The organism is Virgibacillus necropolis, from assembly GCF_044793635.1.
In the GTDB taxonomy this organism is placed as follows: domain Bacteria; phylum Bacillota; class Bacilli; order Bacillales; family Amphibacillaceae; genus Virgibacillus_F; species Virgibacillus_F necropolis_A.
Genome location: NZ_CP084992.1, coordinates 2,977,347 through 2,994,324 on the forward strand (window position 1 = coordinate 2,977,347; position 16,978 = coordinate 2,994,324).

The 16,978-nt window shown below is 36.5% G+C and carries 18 protein-coding genes and 1 other annotated feature; of the genes, 16 read left to right on the forward strand and 2 right to left on the reverse strand.

What is annotated here, in order from left to right; translation table 11 throughout:
• Positions 1 to 92: 92 nt before the first annotated feature.
• From LG329_RS14570 to LG329_RS14605, 8 genes are all read left to right on the forward strand, one after another.
• Positions 93 to 527 (forward strand): DUF4064 domain-containing protein, encoded by a 435-nt coding sequence (locus tag LG329_RS14570; protein WP_404451540.1) that lies wholly within the window; start codon positions 93 to 95, stop codon positions 525 to 527.
• Between the two features lie 393 nt (positions 528 to 920).
• Entirely contained in the window at positions 921 to 2,390 is a 1,470-nt protein-coding gene (gene putP / locus LG329_RS14575; protein WP_404451541.1) for a sodium/proline symporter PutP, read from the forward strand.
• Between the two features lie 131 nt (positions 2,391 to 2,521).
• Positions 2,522 to 3,649, forward strand: coding sequence for a DNA polymerase III subunit beta (gene dnaN / locus LG329_RS14580; protein WP_404451542.1), 1,128 nt, complete (start codon positions 2,522 to 2,524; stop codon positions 3,647 to 3,649).
• A gap of 19 nt (positions 3,650 to 3,668) precedes the next feature.
• Positions 3,669 to 4,199, forward strand: a complete 531-nt coding sequence (locus LG329_RS14585; RefSeq protein WP_404451543.1) for a GNAT family N-acetyltransferase — start codon at positions 3,669 to 3,671, stop codon at positions 4,197 to 4,199.
• 768 nt (positions 4,200 to 4,967) lie between these two features.
• Positions 4,968 to 5,714 carry a hypothetical protein gene (locus LG329_RS14590; protein WP_404451544.1) on the forward strand — a complete coding sequence of 249 codons (747 nt, stop codon included), beginning with the start codon at positions 4,968 to 4,970 and terminating at the stop codon, positions 5,712 to 5,714.
• Between the two features lie 139 nt (positions 5,715 to 5,853).
• Positions 5,854 to 6,108 (forward strand): DUF4190 domain-containing protein, encoded by a 255-nt coding sequence (locus LG329_RS14595; protein WP_404451545.1) that lies wholly within the window; start codon positions 5,854 to 5,856, stop codon positions 6,106 to 6,108.
• A gap of 18 nt (positions 6,109 to 6,126) precedes the next feature.
• Positions 6,127 to 6,543: a VOC family protein gene (locus LG329_RS14600; RefSeq protein ID WP_404451546.1), complete on the forward strand. Its 417-nt coding sequence runs from the start codon at positions 6,127 to 6,129 to the stop codon at positions 6,541 to 6,543.
• Between the two features lie 23 nt (positions 6,544 to 6,566).
• Positions 6,567 to 6,779 carry a hypothetical protein gene (locus LG329_RS14605; protein ID WP_404451547.1) on the forward strand — a complete coding sequence of 71 codons (213 nt, stop codon included), beginning with the start codon at positions 6,567 to 6,569 and terminating at the stop codon, positions 6,777 to 6,779.
• 27 nt (positions 6,780 to 6,806) lie between these two features.
• Here LG329_RS14605 and LG329_RS14610 read toward each other — a convergent pair whose 3' ends face one another.
• Both LG329_RS14610 and LG329_RS14615 read right to left on the reverse strand, forming a co-directional pair.
• Positions 6,807 to 7,262: a GNAT family N-acetyltransferase gene (locus LG329_RS14610; protein ID WP_404451548.1), complete on the reverse strand. Its 456-nt coding sequence runs from the start codon at positions 7,260 to 7,262 to the stop codon at positions 6,807 to 6,809.
• Between the two features lie 2 nt (positions 7,263 to 7,264).
• Positions 7,265 to 8,056 (reverse strand): methyltransferase domain-containing protein, encoded by a 792-nt coding sequence (locus LG329_RS14615; RefSeq protein ID WP_404451549.1) that lies wholly within the window; start codon positions 8,054 to 8,056, stop codon positions 7,265 to 7,267.
• 154 nt (positions 8,057 to 8,210) lie between these two features.
• On the opposite strand from LG329_RS14615, the gene LG329_RS14620 reads away from it, so the two are divergent.
• The 8 genes from LG329_RS14620 to LG329_RS14655 all read left to right on the forward strand — a co-directional run bounded on the left by LG329_RS14620 (position 8,211) and on the right by LG329_RS14655 (position 16,967).
• Positions 8,211 to 8,954 (forward strand): class I SAM-dependent methyltransferase, encoded by a 744-nt coding sequence (locus LG329_RS14620; protein ID WP_404451551.1) that lies wholly within the window; start codon positions 8,211 to 8,213, stop codon positions 8,952 to 8,954.
• 68 nt (positions 8,955 to 9,022) lie between these two features.
• Positions 9,023 to 9,277, forward strand: a binding site (T-box leader).
• Positions 9,278 to 9,341: 64 nt separating this feature from the next.
• A complete protein-coding gene (locus LG329_RS14625) occupies positions 9,342 to 10,562 on the forward strand; it encodes an MFS transporter (protein ID WP_404456694.1) in 1,221 nt (406 codons plus the stop codon).
• Positions 10,563 to 10,663: 101 nt separating this feature from the next.
• Positions 10,664 to 11,224, forward strand: coding sequence for a DUF6241 domain-containing protein (locus LG329_RS14630; RefSeq protein WP_404451552.1), 561 nt, complete (start codon positions 10,664 to 10,666; stop codon positions 11,222 to 11,224).
• Between the two features lie 247 nt (positions 11,225 to 11,471).
• Positions 11,472 to 12,485: an NADP-dependent oxidoreductase gene (locus LG329_RS14635; protein ID WP_404451553.1), complete on the forward strand. Its 1,014-nt coding sequence runs from the start codon at positions 11,472 to 11,474 to the stop codon at positions 12,483 to 12,485.
• A gap of 183 nt (positions 12,486 to 12,668) precedes the next feature.
• Positions 12,669 to 14,288: an ATP-binding protein gene (locus tag LG329_RS14640; RefSeq protein WP_404451554.1), complete on the forward strand. Its 1,620-nt coding sequence runs from the start codon at positions 12,669 to 12,671 to the stop codon at positions 14,286 to 14,288.
• Complete coding sequence (locus tag LG329_RS14645) at positions 14,285 to 14,962, forward strand: response regulator (RefSeq protein ID WP_404451556.1); 678 nt, start codon at positions 14,285 to 14,287, stop codon at positions 14,960 to 14,962. Before LG329_RS14640 ends, LG329_RS14645 begins: the two co-directional genes overlap by 4 nt.
• A gap of 352 nt (positions 14,963 to 15,314) precedes the next feature.
• Complete coding sequence (locus LG329_RS14650) at positions 15,315 to 16,295, forward strand: tripartite tricarboxylate transporter substrate binding protein (protein WP_404451557.1); 981 nt, start codon at positions 15,315 to 15,317, stop codon at positions 16,293 to 16,295.
• 219 nt (positions 16,296 to 16,514) lie between these two features.
• On the forward strand, positions 16,515 to 16,967 hold the full coding sequence (locus LG329_RS14655) for a tripartite tricarboxylate transporter TctB family protein (protein ID WP_404451559.1): 453 nt from the start codon (positions 16,515 to 16,517) through the stop codon (positions 16,965 to 16,967).
• Positions 16,968 to 16,978: the final 11 nt, after the last annotated feature.

The window sequence follows — 16,978 nt, forward strand, 5'->3', positions numbered from 1 at the left end:
ATGAAAATTCAAAAGGAAATACAAAAAAATGAAACTTATTCGAAGTGAAAACGTATATTAATAGACAAGTTTATTGTAAGGAGGTTCGTAAATTGAAACGAACAGGAGAAATTGTTTTAAGTATTATTGGCGCATTCCTATATGCTCTTATGGCGGGTGTTGGGGTATTTATGATTTGGTTAGAAAATAACAGAGACCTTGTCCAAGGAACTCTTCAAGATGCGTCAGAGCAAAATCCGGATGCTCCGCCGATTAATATGGCTGATTTAAACAATGCTTTGGACTTTATGGGTAATAGTGGAACATATCTGACTATCATATCCATTATTGCAATTATAGTAGGAATTATTTCGATTTTATTGGTTAAGGGAAACAAAAAACCAAAAGTAGCTGGCATCATTTTAATCGTAACAGCACTTGCTATAGCAATATTCACGTTCGGCGGAGGTATTCTAGCTGGCATTTTTTACTTAATCGCAGGAATTATGTGTCTTGTTCGAAAACCGAAGAAAATAATATATGAGTAACATCTCTGAAAATATCCTTCATAAGAACGTCTTTATGAAGGATGTTTTATGTGAAAATTTAACTGAATTGTATTGAAAGAATGAACATAATCAAAAAAACCCCTACCTTTCCGCATTTCCCTTCAAAATACCCTGATAAATTATTCGTAATTTTACTTCTTTTACATTTTTTACAAGCGGTTACATTCCTATCATGTTAGTGTGTAAGCGCGGATTTTCACTATTTCCTCTAGGTTATCTTTGCTTGAATGTGCCTTGGTTGAATGATAAGTTGTATAACCGTTGGCGTTAATTTTTGCTTTTACTTATGTTTCTTGTATTTGGTCAACGCAGGATCAATAAGAAACATAAATTTATTATTAAAAGCAAACAATAACTAAAAGGAGAGATATTGTGGAAGTCGGAGTATTTATATCGCTGGGCATTTATATGGTCGGCATGTTATTAATAGGTTACTGGTCTTATAGAAAAACTAAGAACCTAAATGATTATATGTTAGGTGGACGGGATTTAGGCCCTGCAGTTACAGCATTATCAGCTGGTGCATCTGACATGAGTGGTTGGATGGTTATGGGATTACCGGGAGCAATGTATGTGACAGGGATCGCAAGTGCATGGCTTGCAATAGGTCTTACTGTGGGCGCTTATGTAAACTATCTAATATTGGCACCTAGACTAAGAACTTACACAGAAATTGCAAAAGATTCCATTACTATTCCAGACTATTTAGAAAATCGTTTTTTTGACTCATCTAATATATTACGTCTTGTTTCAGGCATATTCATACTAATCTTTTTTATCTTATATGCATGTGCCGGTATGGTTGCAGGTGGTACTTTATTTGAAAGTGCATTTGGAATGGATTATCATTTTGGGTTGTTTCTAACCGTTGGAGTTGTTGTCGCTTATACACTTTTCGGTGGATTCCTTGCGGTAAGTATGACAGACTTTGTTCAAGGTGTTATCATGTTCGTCGCATTAATATTGGTTCCTATCGTGGCAATAACGGAAGTTGGAGGAACACAGACTTTATTTGATGAACTCCAGCGCATTGACCCAACTTTAACAGACTTTTTCAAAGGTGCATCATTTGTAACGATAATATCTTTCTTGGCGTGGGGACTTGGGTACTTTGGACAACCTCACATAATTGTAAGATTTATGGCAATTAAGTCAGTCAAAGAATTAAAATCAGCACGTCGTATCGGAATCGGCTGGATGGCTATTTCCATTGTTGGTGCAATGTTAGTTGGTCTTGTTGGGGTTGTCTACTTTAATGGAACTGGTCAAATTCAGGATCCTGAGACTGTATTAATCATTTTTGCGGAGGTATTATTCAATCCGTATATAACAGGCTTCATTTTAGCAGCAATCCTGGCAGCAATTATGAGTACTGTTTCTTCACAGCTTCTTGTTACATCAAGTGCTGTTACGGAGGACTTCTATAGAACATTCTTTAGAAGAGACGCGTCTGACAAAGAACTCGTTATGGTCGGAAGATTAGCAGTATTAGTTGTAGCAATTATTGCCCTAGTACTTGCATATACACCAAATGATACAATCTTAGGACTTGTAGGAAATGCATGGGCAGGATTTGGTGCAGCATTTGGTCCAACAATTCTATTGAGCTTATACTGGAAACGTATGACAAAATGGGGAGCACTTGCTGGAATGGCTGTCGGTGGTTTGACTATCGTTTTCTGGTTAATGATACCAAGTTTAGCAAACTCCGCTTTATATGAGTTAATTCCTGGATTCTTCCTCAGTCTAATTGCTGTAATTGTTGTCAGCTTAATGACTAAAAATCCAGATAAACAGATACAAGATCAATTTGAACAAATGGAACAAAAAATGAAGGAGTAACATATACCTTAAATAAGCGTCACTGTCTGCACTTGCGGATGGTGGCGTTTTTTATATTGTTCAAAATGTGCAGGAATATACTGGATTATGTCGAATAAATATGTAAATAGATATAATTGAGGCGGTTTTTTATGGAATTTGTGATCAATAAAAATTATTTTAGCAATATAATTTCTAATGTGAGCCATGTAACAACTTCGAAATCCTCAATTCAGATGCTGTCCGGGATAAAGATAATTGCTGATCAATCCGGACTAAAATTAATTGGTAGTAATGCTGAAATTGTTATAGAAAAGTTTCTTCCCTTAAATGATGGTAATGAACATAAGTTGGAGATTCATAGTTATGGAAGTATTGTCGTGCCGGCAAAGTATTTGAGTGAGGTTGTAAAGAAGCTACCAAGTCGTATTCATTTCAAAGTAACAGAAAATAATTTAATTAAAATACAATCAGAAGATGTGATCACGAAGTTAAAAGGTTTAAATGCGGCAGAATATCCAAGTATTCCAGAAGTTAATCTACAAAATAGCATTTCCATTTCAGGTAAAGAATTTAACGAAACAATCAAACAAACTGTTTTTGCCGTAGCATCAAATGATTCAAGACCGGCTCTTACAGGAGTAAATATGGCATTCGATGAAAATAAACTTACATGTGTTGCTACGAATTCACATCGACTGGCACTTAAGGAGATTGAGATTGATTCTACTATTAAAGATTCTATCGTTGTTTCACAAACGACTTTAAAGGAGCTTATCAAACTAATTAATAGTGAGACCTCAACTATACATATTTCTTTTTCAGATAATTACGTTTTATTTATGGGAAACAACATGCGCCTTTTCTCTAGACTAATTGAAGGGAATTATCCTGAAATATCAAAACTAATCCCAAAAGACTCACGAACCGTTTTGACGCTGGATTCAAAGCGGTTTTCTCAAGGAATTGACCGAGCTTGTTTATTTGCAACTGAGTCAAGAAATAATAATGTCCGTTTAAAAATCAAAGATGGATCTAAACTAATCATTTCGTCAAATACTGCCGAAGTAGGAAGAATAGAAGAAACGCAAATGATAAATACAATTACCGGTAATAAAGAATTAACGTTATCTTTAGATGGTAAATTTTTAATGGATGCAATAAAGACTATAAAGGCAGATGAAATAAAAATTAGCATGGGTGGATCGATGAATCCAGTTCTAATCGAGCCGTTAGATGACTCGACATACGTTCATTTGATCTCGCCAGTGCGTACTTGAATTTTCAGGGGGAATAACATTGGAAGTAAGATTACTCACACCATCAGATGCAGAAAAGTATTGGAAATTAAGGCTTGAAGCATTAAGGCAAAACCCAGAAGCATTTGCTACAAGCTATGAAGAGGCAATAAAAAGAGAAAATCCAATTGAACAAGTTGCTACAAACATGGATGCGGATGGCAATTACACATTTGGTGCAATTGAAAATGATGAACTTATAGGCATGGTTACACTAATGGAGGAAAAACATTTAAAGTTACAACACCGTGCAAACATTTTTGCTATGTACGTAACTCCTGAAAAGCAGGGAAAGGGTGTAGGGAAATCATTGCTTTCAGAAGTTATTAACAAAGCAAAAGCCATAGATAAATTTGAAAAACTAAACCTAACAGTCGTTAAGACAAATGCGAAAGCAAAAGGACTGTATACAAAGTTAGGATTTCAATCATTTGGTTTGGAAGAGCAAGCATTAAAAATCGACGGCAAGTATTATGATGAGGAGTACATGGTTTTATTTTTAGGCTGTTTTCGTAAAGATAGTTGCTCTTAAAAGAATAGATATAAAATGTGGCGTAACTTCTAACTATATTAGGTCTGTAGTACTGATAATGGAAACAAGTTACTAAGGCAGCCGCAGCCCGTATACACTACGCTTTCCGCGGGCGGCTGCTGAGCCTCCTTGTGCTAACGCACTGCGTAGTCTCACCGATGCCTTTCCTCCCGCAGAAGTCTCCGTGTATACGGGCTGCTGGTATAATAGTTGCCAATAACAGCATTCATTAGTTGAAAGAAATGACAAAGAATTCTTACGTAAATAGCTTTACAAGTCCAGCATCGTTCCGGGCGGTGACTCCTGCGGGTACAGCACGTGTCCGAAGACCCCGCAGAGTGGTAGGTGATGAGGGCCGACTAAAAGCGTCCTTTGCGGACAACGTCGGCATACCCCTTGCCGGGGCAAGGAGGCTGAGGCCGTGCCCGCGGAAAGCATCCGCCCGGAGCGATCCTGGACGGCAGCAATAGTACATGACTTTGGAAATAAACCTAAAGTTATGTCGTAGTTTATATCAACTATGAAGATGAAAAGCAACAATGCGTACGAAAAGAGCCTATTTTTATAATGATCACCGGTTGAAAGCGCAAAAACGGGACAGAAAAAATTTTAGTCGGGAGTCACAATCTAAACTTGGTCCATAAGCACGTTCACTCGCAAGACATACCCTTATTGAAATTGTGTCATTTGTCCCCCCTTAAAGATAAAATGCATAGGATAATACAGTATATGCGGCAAAGGGGTTGAAAATAAAAAATGGGATTATATATGAACAATGAAAAACATGGGAATCTTTTTAAAAACGAAGGGAAGATTAAAGAGCCCAATCAAAGTTATTTTAAGAGGGATCATTTTGCAGAGCTTGTAAATGGACAACTAAAAGTCAATGAATCGATACAACATTCCATCCACGGGTTAAAAACTTTACACCAGCAACAAGAAAATTCACAAATGGCTAAATGGATGGAAATTAGTAAAAGGTTGAATGAACTTAAAGCTTTCAATCTTACACACGAGAAGGATAAAGGCTATGTTGTGGAACGTTTAAAGAATTTAGAAGAAGAAAATAAGAAACTGCAAGTGATAGTGGAAGATGAACGCTTGTCGGAAAGGGAAATGTTGAGTCAAATCAACAGTCTGTGTCAATCAAATCAGGAAATAGTGGATCAGCTGGAAGATTATAATTTGGGACAGCAGGAAGTTAAGACAAAAATGAGTGAGCAGTTCGATTTACAACAACAGATGTCAGATCAACTGTCTAAACAAGAGGAAAATCGGGACGAAGTATTAAGCAGGCTTGAAAACCAGGAGGCATTGACAGAGAAAATCACTAGGCAAATTGATTACTTCCGTTCCATTCTTTTTGAGCGAACCAATTATCTTGCAGAAAAAATTGAGAATGGTTACCAGCATACCTCCTCTTATATTAATAAATTAGTAACTGGATCTGAATTACCATCTTCAAAATTCATGACTAACCAAAATCAGGATGAAAAACAGAAAGTATCTAAATAAAGTATATTTGCGTGGGGGAGGAGATATCCTTTCCTACTTTTTATTGATTCAATCAGCAGGATAATTTTATCGGTGAATAGAATTAGTAAAAAGGTGGTAATTTCCTGCACAATAATAGGTTCAAGGGAGAATAAATAAAATGAATAAAAATAACAATGCGATTACATCGTTAGTATTAGGTATACTATCAATCGTGATACCTATTATTGGTTTGATTCTTGGTATATTTGGGATTATTTACGCAAACAACAGTTTAAATGGAACAGGTAATATAAATGAAGAAAACAAGAAGTATGCCGTAGCTGGCAAAGTTTGCAGTATAGTGGGGATTTGTATTCAGTCAGTGTCTATTATATTAGTAGTTTCAGGTTTTATGTTATTTTTTCAAATATAATAAGTGAAGGGTGATAGAATGAAAGGGAAATTACACCGGGTTGGTACAATTTACATTCCAGTATCAGATCCAGGAAAAGCGGCTGAATGGTACCGTGAAAAACTTGATGCGAAGGAAAACTTTCGAAATGATGAAAAGGCAATTATGGATTTTGCTAATCAGAGTTTCTTCTTAGTAAAAGCGAAAAGTAGTGAGAAATTAAATTTCACTGATGATAAAGACAACGAACATTTTACAGTCACATTTGAGGTTAACGGTTTAATGGAATTGGAAAAGTTACATAAAGCTTTCATGAAAAAAGGAATAAATGTTGGAGATATTGAAGACAGAGGGCATCCAGGAAGAAATTTTGTTTTCTATGATCTTGATAGAAACAAGTTCGACGTATGGAGTGAACTAAGTCCAGATTTCAAAGAGAGGTATCAGATTGATTAATACTGAGGTATGGAGGTTTTTTAATGTCAAACCACGATAATGAAAACGACTATAACCAACCAAATAAACCTTTTAATGATGCGATCGATCACTTGAATACTATAGAAGGTAATCCAATGAAAAGTGAAACAAAGATGAGTCAGCTTCCTAAAGGAATTAGATTAATAGGTTATGTCTTTATTGCATGTTTTATATTATTTATCGTAGCTGCTCTTATTGGAAATATGCTTTACTAAATCCAAATGGAGTGGAAAGAATGACTTTTACTGCATTTTCTTAAAAAAGTGTATTCTCTCATTCTCTTGAAAATCAACCTTAAATCCGTTTTTCTTGTAAAATGTGATGGCGCTATTCCAAAGTTGGTTTGTTTCTAAAACAATTTTCGAATAGCCCAATTGTTTCGCTTTTAGCTCCAGATGTTCAAGCATCAATTGGGCAATTCCATTTCTTCGGTACGCTTTTTTTACGGACATACGTTCAATTCTACCAGTAGTAGTACATTCTTTTGTTAATGCACCCGTGCAGATTAAGTTATTGTCTATGAATCCAATATAAAATGCATTTCCTCTCTTTGAATAATGCGCACAAAGAATATTCAGGTCAGGGTTAAGCGTATGGTCGATAAAACCAAAACGCTCTTTCATTCCCTCAAGAACTAAGCCCTTTGCTTCATCCTGGTAATCTGCTGTAATAGGTTTAATCATTACTTGATCAATCATTTTTAATTTTCCCCTTCGTGTTTTTTAACCGCTTTCCAAACAGTCCAGCGATCCTTTTCAATGATTTCTGTTTCTACTATCTTATCATCAAGAAATTCTATAAGCTGCTCTAGTTCCTGATCATTTAATTCATGCAAGATGGAACGGCCAGTTCGTAGTTGGATATCTCTCAATAAATCTTCTTTTGCAGGATAAAATTTTCTTGTTTCCCAAAATTTTATTTCTTCTAATTCCACAAATCCAGCCATACCTAATTCCCGCAAAAGATCAGCACTATTATGTCGTCTTTGAATTTCTAATTCTGCTAAACGTGGAAATTCAGAAAAAATATATCCCCTAATATGATTGCAAGTTCCTTCGAGCAAACAATCTGAAGGAGTACGGTCTTGAATTACCAAAGTTCCACCTGGCTTTAATACGCGAAAAGCTTCATTAAAACAAGCCGCTAGATCATTTAAATGATGAATTAAAGCACGCTCTATTACTAGATCAAAATTTTTATCAGGCAATTCAGTTTTAAATGCGTTTCCAACTTGGAAGTTTATCTGGTTATAGTTTCTACAGTTTTCTTTAGCCCCATCAATCATTGTTACTGAAAAATCTATTCCAGTAACTTCCTGGATCCCCATTTTAGCGAGCGCCTTGGAATAAATACCTCCACCACAGCCAATATCTAATGCATGTTCAACAGATTTAGTCCGGATGATTTTTTTCATCAACTCTATCCAACTAGCATCTGCATTTCGTGTTGTATAGCTTCGTTTATTCGTTTGATCATGAAAATTAATTGTCATGATATCATCTCCCAAAGTTAATTAACTAAAGTGTATACCAAAACATCCGATAAGAATAATACGGGATTTCAATCATTTACAATAATCTAAAACTATATATTCAGAATTATGTTATCATTATTATTACAATAACTAAAAAAATGGGGAAGACGTTATGGACTACACTAAAATTAATTCAAAAACATGGGATAAATGGTCACAGGAGAACTTTATCTGGACAGTACCTTTATCAAAAGAGCAATTTCAAAAAGCCAAAAAGGGTGATTGGGATATCTTTCTAACCCCTACAAAACCTGTACCAAAAGAATGGATGGGGTCACTTAAAAATAAAAAAGTATTGGGACTTGCCTCAGGAGGCGGTCAGCAAGGTCCAATTCTCACTTCTCAGGGGGCTGATGTAACAATACTAGACTATTCGAAAGCCCAGTTAGAGGCAGAAAAGTCTGTTGCAGAACGGGAAGGCTACGACATTGATTTAGTTCATGCCGATATGACTAAAATTTTGCCATTCGATGATGAGTCATTTGATTTGATTATCCATCCTGTTTCGAATTGTTACGTACAAGATATCTATCATGTTTGGAGAGAAGCTTACCGAGTTCTGAAAAAAGGCGGATCACTAATTTCAGGTTTCACGAATCCAATTTTATATGCTTTAGAAGAGGAAAACGGGAAAGCTTTTGTCAATCGCAGACTTCCGGTTGATCCACTGAAAGATTTAACAAAGGAAGAATTAGAGGAGTTGATGGGGAATGAAGGCGTTCAGTTTAGTCATTCCCTGGACTCGCAAATAGGTGGACAATGTTTAGCGGGCTTTAAAATTGAGGGATTGTATGAGGACAAAGGTAATGAACAAGATGAAATTCCTTTGTTTATATCGACAAAAGCAACTAAGTAAAAGTACTAAGTAAAAGCTTTCTTTACATTACTTGCCATATTTGATAGGCTATTTTTTAACTATAATAAGTAAACGCTATGAAGAGAAGAGTACATCCGGTAATTCTTCAAAGAGAGCTCCAGTTGGTGAAAAGGAGTAAGAATCATGGTTGGAAGCAAGCCTCCGAGCGGTACATTGGAACCTATATGGTGATGGTGTGACAGGAGCTCCTGTTATAGAGCTAGGGTATACGCATGATTTTCATGCCGTACCTGATAAGGATAATATGGTGATATATTATTAAACTGGGGTGGCACCACGGCGCGCAACAACTCGTCCTCAAGACTAATGTCTTGGAGGCGAGTTTTTTTCTTGTCCAAATATACTTTAGGAGGAATTACTGTGCGTATGAATAGGTTAGTAGAGCCCTGGAAGTACCCATTTATATTATTGTTTGGTATTGGCATATCGAATGTTGGAGGCTGGATATATTTAATAGCTTTGAATTTAATAGTGTTAGATATGACTGGCTCACCGCTTGCTGTTGCTGCTTTATATATTATTAAACCATTGGCGGCAGTTGTCACAAATAGTTGGTCCGGCAGTCTGATAGATCGTGTTAACAAGCGAAATCTAATGGTATACCTAGATATGTCCAGAGCAATCGTTATTGCTATCTTGCCATCACTGTCATCCCTTTGGACAATCTATGTTCTTGTTTTGTTTATCAATATGGGAAGTGCAATGTTTGAACCAACATCCATGACATATATCACGAAACTAATACCAGCCAAGCATCGCAAGCGTTTCAACTCATTACGAAGTTTAGTTGATTCAGGTGGTTTTCTTATAGGACCAGCTATCGCAGGAATCATGTTTATCATTGGGTCACCTAACTTCGCGATATATATGAATGCAATTGCTTTGTTTTTATCGGGGGTAGTAACTTTATTTATGCCTGATCTGGAAAAAAATCATGTTGCTGATTCAAACCAAGAGAAATTTTCTTTCGCTGTTTTGAAAAAAGACTGGAGTGTAGTTAAGGAGTTTAGTCAGAGGAACGTCTACATCATGGTCATTTATTTCTTGTTTAGTTGTGTGATGGTAATGACTGCGGCAATTGATTCATTAGAAGCGGCTTTTTCAAAAGAAGTACTATCACTTTCTGATGGGAAATATGGGTTTTTAGTGAGTATTGCAGGTGCTGGAATTGTGGTGGGAGCAATAGTTAATGCATGCTTTGTAAAAAAATTAGCAACATCCATGCTTATCGGGGGTGGATCCCTACTTCTGTCAGCAGGATACATCGTTTATGCATTTTCTCATGACTTTTTTGGTGCTGCATTTGGGTTCTTTATTCTTTCATTTGCTTTAGCATTTGCGAATACAGGATTTTACACATTTTATCAAAACAATATTCCTGCCGAAATGATGGGTCGGGTGGGAAGTATATATGGTCTAATTGAAGCGGTTTTAGTCATAATATCTACTATTATATTTGGCGCGGCTGCACAATTGATTTCCATTCAATTTATAGTAATCGTTGGCGCTTTAATCATGTTTTTGGTCACGATGCTATTATTTGTATACCTTTTTTCATCAAAGGCAAAATTTTACTCTACAATTTAAAGGGATTTTTACCTTTTGGTAGAAGTATAATAATAAGCTGAAACAAGTTACAGATACTTAAATATTCTTTTAATTAACTTGAATATAGTCAGGGGGATTAGATGAAAAATGCTTTAATCATCATAGGTTGTTCGGTAGTAGTACTTGGCTTAGTTGCTTGGGGAACATTCACGTGGTTATCCGCTGGAATTACGGAGAACACTTCAGGGGAAAAAGAAAAAGATGCGGTAGTAAAGGAACTTCACGAAAACAGAAAAAATATAGAAGGAACAATCACAGAAGAAGAGTTGACAACATTTAAAGAAAAAGAATTGAATCCATTTGGCGAAGAAACAAAGTTGGTTGAATTAAGCGACTATATGTATCAAGAATATATCCATGGAATGTCACATCAGAAGGTACAAGCCAGCAAAAAGTGGGGTTTCTATGAGATTCATCCAAGTCGCATTACATGGCTATTAGAAGGCTTGGAAAGTGTTAAGTTAAAACATGAAAACATTTATCGTGACATTTTGAAGAAGTGGAATAATGGTAACTTTTCAAGTGTGGATAATGACCATAATGCCGTTTGGAGGTTACAGGATGGAACGGTTGGAATAGCCACGGGAATTTTGAGTTCAGAAGAAGAACAGGCTTATGTAAATAGTAATTCAGATTCATGATTTTTTTAAGAGCAAGGAAAGTATAAACGAAAGTCTGTCTAGCTCCAGCGACTAGCCCCTCGAGGTTTTAAGTCAAATCTCTTTGTGATAAAAATCATCACTAAGAGATTCGTCTTAAACTTGTCAGGGCTGACCAAGGTGCTTGCGCTTTTCTATTTTTTAACTGTGGGTTAAATGAAAGGTGTTAAACTCAAACGTTGAACAGTAACTGCATTTACCTGTATATTTGATAGTGCACAAAGAAAGGATGAATATATTGCAGCAACAAATTAAACTCATGAAAAGACCATTAGGCACTCCAAAGCAGGAGGATTTTGAATTTACTCAGGCACCTATTGGCGAGCCTGCTGAAGGTGAAGTGCTTGTTCGTACAAATTATATATCAGTCGACCCATATTTAAGGGGACGAATGAATGATGTGAAATCATATGTACCGCCATTTAAGTTAGATTCAGTCATTTCGAGTGGTGTAGTTGCGCAAGTTGTTGAATCAAAATCTCCACATTTCCAGAAAAACGACATTGTTACAGGAATGCTGGGATGGCAGGAATACACGGTTGCTGAGGAGTCTGCGATTAGAAAAATTGATACTACTCTCGCACCAGCGTCTGCTTATTTAAGCGTGTTAGGAATGACAGGCTTGACCGCTTATTTCGGTCTGCTAGAAATTGGACAGCCTAAAAAAGGTGAAACGGTTGTTGTATCAGGGGCTGCTGGTGCAGTCGGCTCAGTGGTCGGCCAAATCGCAAAAATCAAAGGTGCTCAGGTAGTGGGAATTGCTGGCTCGGACGGGAAAATAAAGTACCTTATAGATGAATTAGGGTTTGATGCCGCGATTAATTATAAAACAGAGGACGTTAAAACAGCACTCCATAAAGCATGTCCCAACGGAATTGACGTTTACTTTGAAAATGTCGGTGGAGAAATTGGTGACGCTGTACTTCCACTATTGAATAAGTTTGCTCGTATCCCTGTTTGTGGGGCTATTTCGTCTTACAATAATGAGGAAGCTGATATTGGAACACGCGTACAGGGCTACTTGATCAAAACGAGTTCATTGATGAGGGGCTTCACAGTTGGTGATTATGCATCTCGTTTCAGAGAAGGTTCGGAAGCGTTGGCGGGATGGCTAAAAGAAGGCAAATTAAACTACGAAGAAACAGTTACAGATGGATTTGATCATACAATTGATGCTTTTCTTGACCTGTTTAAAGGCGCAAACTTAGGGAAAGCGATTGTTAAAGTATCAGAGATTGAATAATAATAATATACACGATTAAGAAGTAAAACCCCCGTGATCACTATGCACCTGTGAACACGGGGGTTTAAACTATTTAATAGGTGAACACATAGAAATGACCTTTTTTCATTTTTCCATAGCATTTTGAATATTCAAGGTTTACTATTATAATAGAAAAAAGTACATGACTTTTGAGGAGATAAAATGGAGAAGATCCTAAATGTGTCACTACAAACAAAAATATTGGGACTCATTATTTCATTAGTATTATTTGTCGTTATACTCTTAACTGGTATATTTGCTTATATTGAATATAAGGAGACGCAGGAGCAAACAAAACAATTGGCATTACAGACCGCAAAGACCGTTTCTTTTATGCCAACTATTAAAGAAGCGTTTCTATCTAAACAATCATCTGCTGATGTACAAAGGATAGCAGAACAGGTGCGGGTGCAAGTTGGGGCGGCTTCTGTGATTGTTTCGAATCGTAACGAAACCATGTATTCACACCCAAATCCAGAAGAAATTGGCAAAAAAATACTGGGTGATGATAACTACAAAGCGTTAGTATTTGGAGGCTATTATAACTCTGAATACTCTGGAAGATTAGGAGCTGTTATAAGAGGGAAAGCTCCGATTTTTATTGATAAAGGAAAATATAAGAAACTAGTTGGTGTTGTGACTGTTGGATTTTCCAAAGAGAAGATACAATCAATGCTACTAAAAAATCTATTACAAAGTGGTTTGTTCGCATTACTGGTTATAGTTTTAGGCATTACTGGTAGTGTGTTCCTTGCCAGAAATATTAAGAAAGATACGCTCGGTCTTGAACCTTATGAAATTGCTTCATTGTACAGAGAGCGTAATGCCACTCTGTTAGCAATAAAAGAGGGTGTGCTTGCCATAGATGATGCAGGGAATATTACTATGCTGAACAATTCTGCGAAAGAACTATTAGGGCTAACCGAACAGGCTATCCGCCAACCTATTGAAAAGTATCTACCAAATACAGGGATGTTAGAGGTTTTACAAACAGGTGTAAAAGAAAAAGACCGGGAAATGGTAATAAATGACAAAGCAATCATTGTTAACCGAACACCTGTCATTGAGAATGGTGGAATTGTCGGTGTAGTTTCCAGCTTTCGAAATAAAACAGAAATTCAAGATATGATTAATACGCTTTCTGAGGTAAGAATGTACTCAGAGGATTTAAGGGCGCAAACGCATGAATTCACGAATAAACTTTATGTATTGTCCGGATTGCTTCAATTAGGGAAATATGATGAGGCAATAGATATGATTCAGGAAGAATCAACTGTACACAAAGATCAGAATCGAATTCTATTTGACCAAATTCACGATTCCAATGTACAGGCCATATTGTTAGGTAAAATTAGTAAAGCCTCAGAGAAAAAGGTTAACTTTTCAATCGATGAAAACAGTTCACTACAAACTCTTCCTGAACATATGGGGATTTCCCAGTTAGCAACAATGATTGGTAATATTATTGACAATGCTTTTGAAGCGGTTGAATCATCAAACAAGAATAATGAAATGAACGTTTCTTTTTTTGCTATAGATATGGGACATGATGTTCTTTTTGAGGTAAGTGACAGTGGGGTTGGTATTACAGAGGATCAGATGGATCACCTTTTTAAAACAGGATTCTCCATGAAGGGAAATAAAAATAGGGGATATGGTTTAGCGAATGTACAAAAAGTTGTAGAAGATTTGAATGGTGACATTGAAATAACAAACCGTAATGAAGGAGGAACAATCTTCACCATATTTTTACCCAAAGAGGCGAAGGAGGGAGACCATTGATTAAAGTCCTGATTGCTGAAGATGATTTCCGTGTAGCATCTATTCATGAGGAATTTATATTAAAAATGAAAGATATCGAAATTGTTGGAAAGGCACTCAATGCAAAAGATACTATAAGGTTGCTAGAGAAATATGATGTTGATTTGCTTTTATTAGATATTTATATGCCTGATGAGCTTGGTACGGAATTGTTACCAAACATACGAAAAATCTTCCCAAAAGTGGATGTTATCATGATTACTGCTGCAACAGATAAAACATTGCTTGAAAAAGCGGTTCGTAACGGTGTCTATAATTATCTTATTAAACCTGTCACCCTGGATCGCTTTATAGAAACTATTGAAAGTTATAAAGCAAAGAAAAAGCTACTTGAAAGTCAAAGGGAAGTTAATCAGTCCTTAATTGATAATTTTTTTGGTAATGTAAAAAAGGAGTCAGTTGGAGAAAAAATATTACCAAAGGGAATTGACCCATTGACATTACAAAAAATAAAAAAAATATTATATACCTTGGAAGATGGAACAACAGCTGATGAAATGGGGCAAAAAATGGGAGCTTCGCGGACAACAGCAAGAAGGTATCTAGAATATTTGGTTTCAGATGAAGGAGCAAAAGCAGAACTTGAATATGGTGTAGTCGGACGTCCAGAGCGAAAATATTATCCTTTTGATTAGCCATCTTTGATACTTATCAAGGTGGCTTTTTTAGTTCAAGGAGAGTATAAACGAAAGTCTGTCTAGCTCCAGCGCCCAGCGCCTAGTGGACTTCCATCACCTCCGTACGATAAGTCAACATCGGTTCGCTTTAGCTCAACGTGTTTCCTTTATCTCCTTCGGTTCAGCCCAGTCCATACGTCGCTTAACGGGCGCTTGCGCTTTTCTTAGTTCATGTGAACAAAATGAACAAAATGTTTTTAAAATTATTAAAAAAGCTTATGGTGGAAACGGTTACATTTCGTGATTTCTGCTTTATTATTTGAATTGAACATTTAAACAAATCAAAATTCTTAATACAGGGGGATTAACATTGAAAAAATTATTATTCATGCTTGTATCGCTATCATTGGTATTTGTTGCTGCATGTTCTTCACAGAGTTCTGGGGAGGGAAAGGAATTTCCGACTAAAAATATTGAAATTGTTGCACCTGCAACCCCAGGTGGTGGTTGGGACACCACAGCCAGATCAATGAAAAAGGTTTTATCTGGTAATGAATTGGTTGAAAAACCAATTAGTGTTGTAAACAAACCTGGTGGGAGTGGTGAAGTTGGTTGGAAATACCTTAAAAGTAAAGATGGTCATAATTTAGCAATTGACTCTAGCCTGTTGATTACAAACAATTTGTTGGGCCAAAGTAAACTGACCCATGAAGATTTTACACCAATTGCGACTTTAACCACAGAATGGATGGCACTCGGTGTTCCAGCAGATTCTAAATTTAAAAGCGCATCAGAATTAATGGAGCAATTGAAGAAAGACCCAAGTTCACTGAAAATCGCAATTGCTCCAGGTCTTGGAAATGACGCACATTTATCCTTCGTTCAAGCTTGTATCTTGGCTGGTGTTGATGTATCTAAACTTGAATTCTTAATTTACGGAAGTGGTGGAGACCAAATCACAGCACTAGTAGGTGGACATGTTGACGCAGCAATGATGTCAGTCTCCGAACTTGAGCAACAATATAAAGCAGATAAAGTTGATATTTTAGCTGTAACTTCTGGTGAAAGGTTGGACAAACTGAAAGACGTTCCAACATGGAAAGAACAAGGTATCGACATGGTCTTCCCGCATTGGAGAGGTGTAATTGGCCCACCGGATATGTCAGAAGAAGCTATAGCTTATTGGGATAAAAAAATCGGCGAAATGGTGAAATCTGATGAGTGGAAAGAGGTTCTAAAGAATAATCAATGGGAATCGTTCTATAAAGATAGCGCTGAAACGAAAACATTTTTGAAAGAGGAATCTGAAAAGTACGGAAAACTGCTTAAAAGTGCTGGTTTAATAGAATAGAAAGATAAGTTTTGTTCTAACGTGTATAAATGGGTCTGGTGTGGCCCATTTATCGCGGTTTGACGGACATAAATCCCCCACTTCAAAAGTCAAGGAAATGGGGGGGAACTGTCTGTACAGCCCGGTGAGTGCAACTAATATTCATTGGAAAATAAAGCCTCCATTGAATGAAGTTTACTATATACACGAAGATTTTTTAATGAAGGTGATGATAAAAAAATGAAGTATACCCAATATATTATGCCTGTCTTTTTTATCTCAGTTAGCATTATATATTTTATCATGTCAATTAATTTGCCAGGTGCCAAATTGGGCAGTGACCCAAATACACCACGTTATTTTCCAATGGCTATTGGAGTATTTTTATTCATCGTAAGTGTTATCTATTTAGTTAATGTCTGGAGGAAAGGTGAAAAGGAGAACCCAGAAGTATCTGCTCTTTTCTCAAAAAGAACGTTGTTTTTGATCACTTCAACTTTAATCCTATCCATAATTTACTCTGTTTTATTCCTGAGAATAGGATTTCTGGCGTCTACATTGATCTTCTTCGGGGCGTTATTGTTTGTAGTCAATGGAAAGAAAAAATGGATTGCAAATATCGTAATTACGGTTCTTTTTACTTTTGGAACCTGGTATGCATTCAGTGAATTATTAAGTGTAAGTTTGCCTTAGTTTGGAGGAAG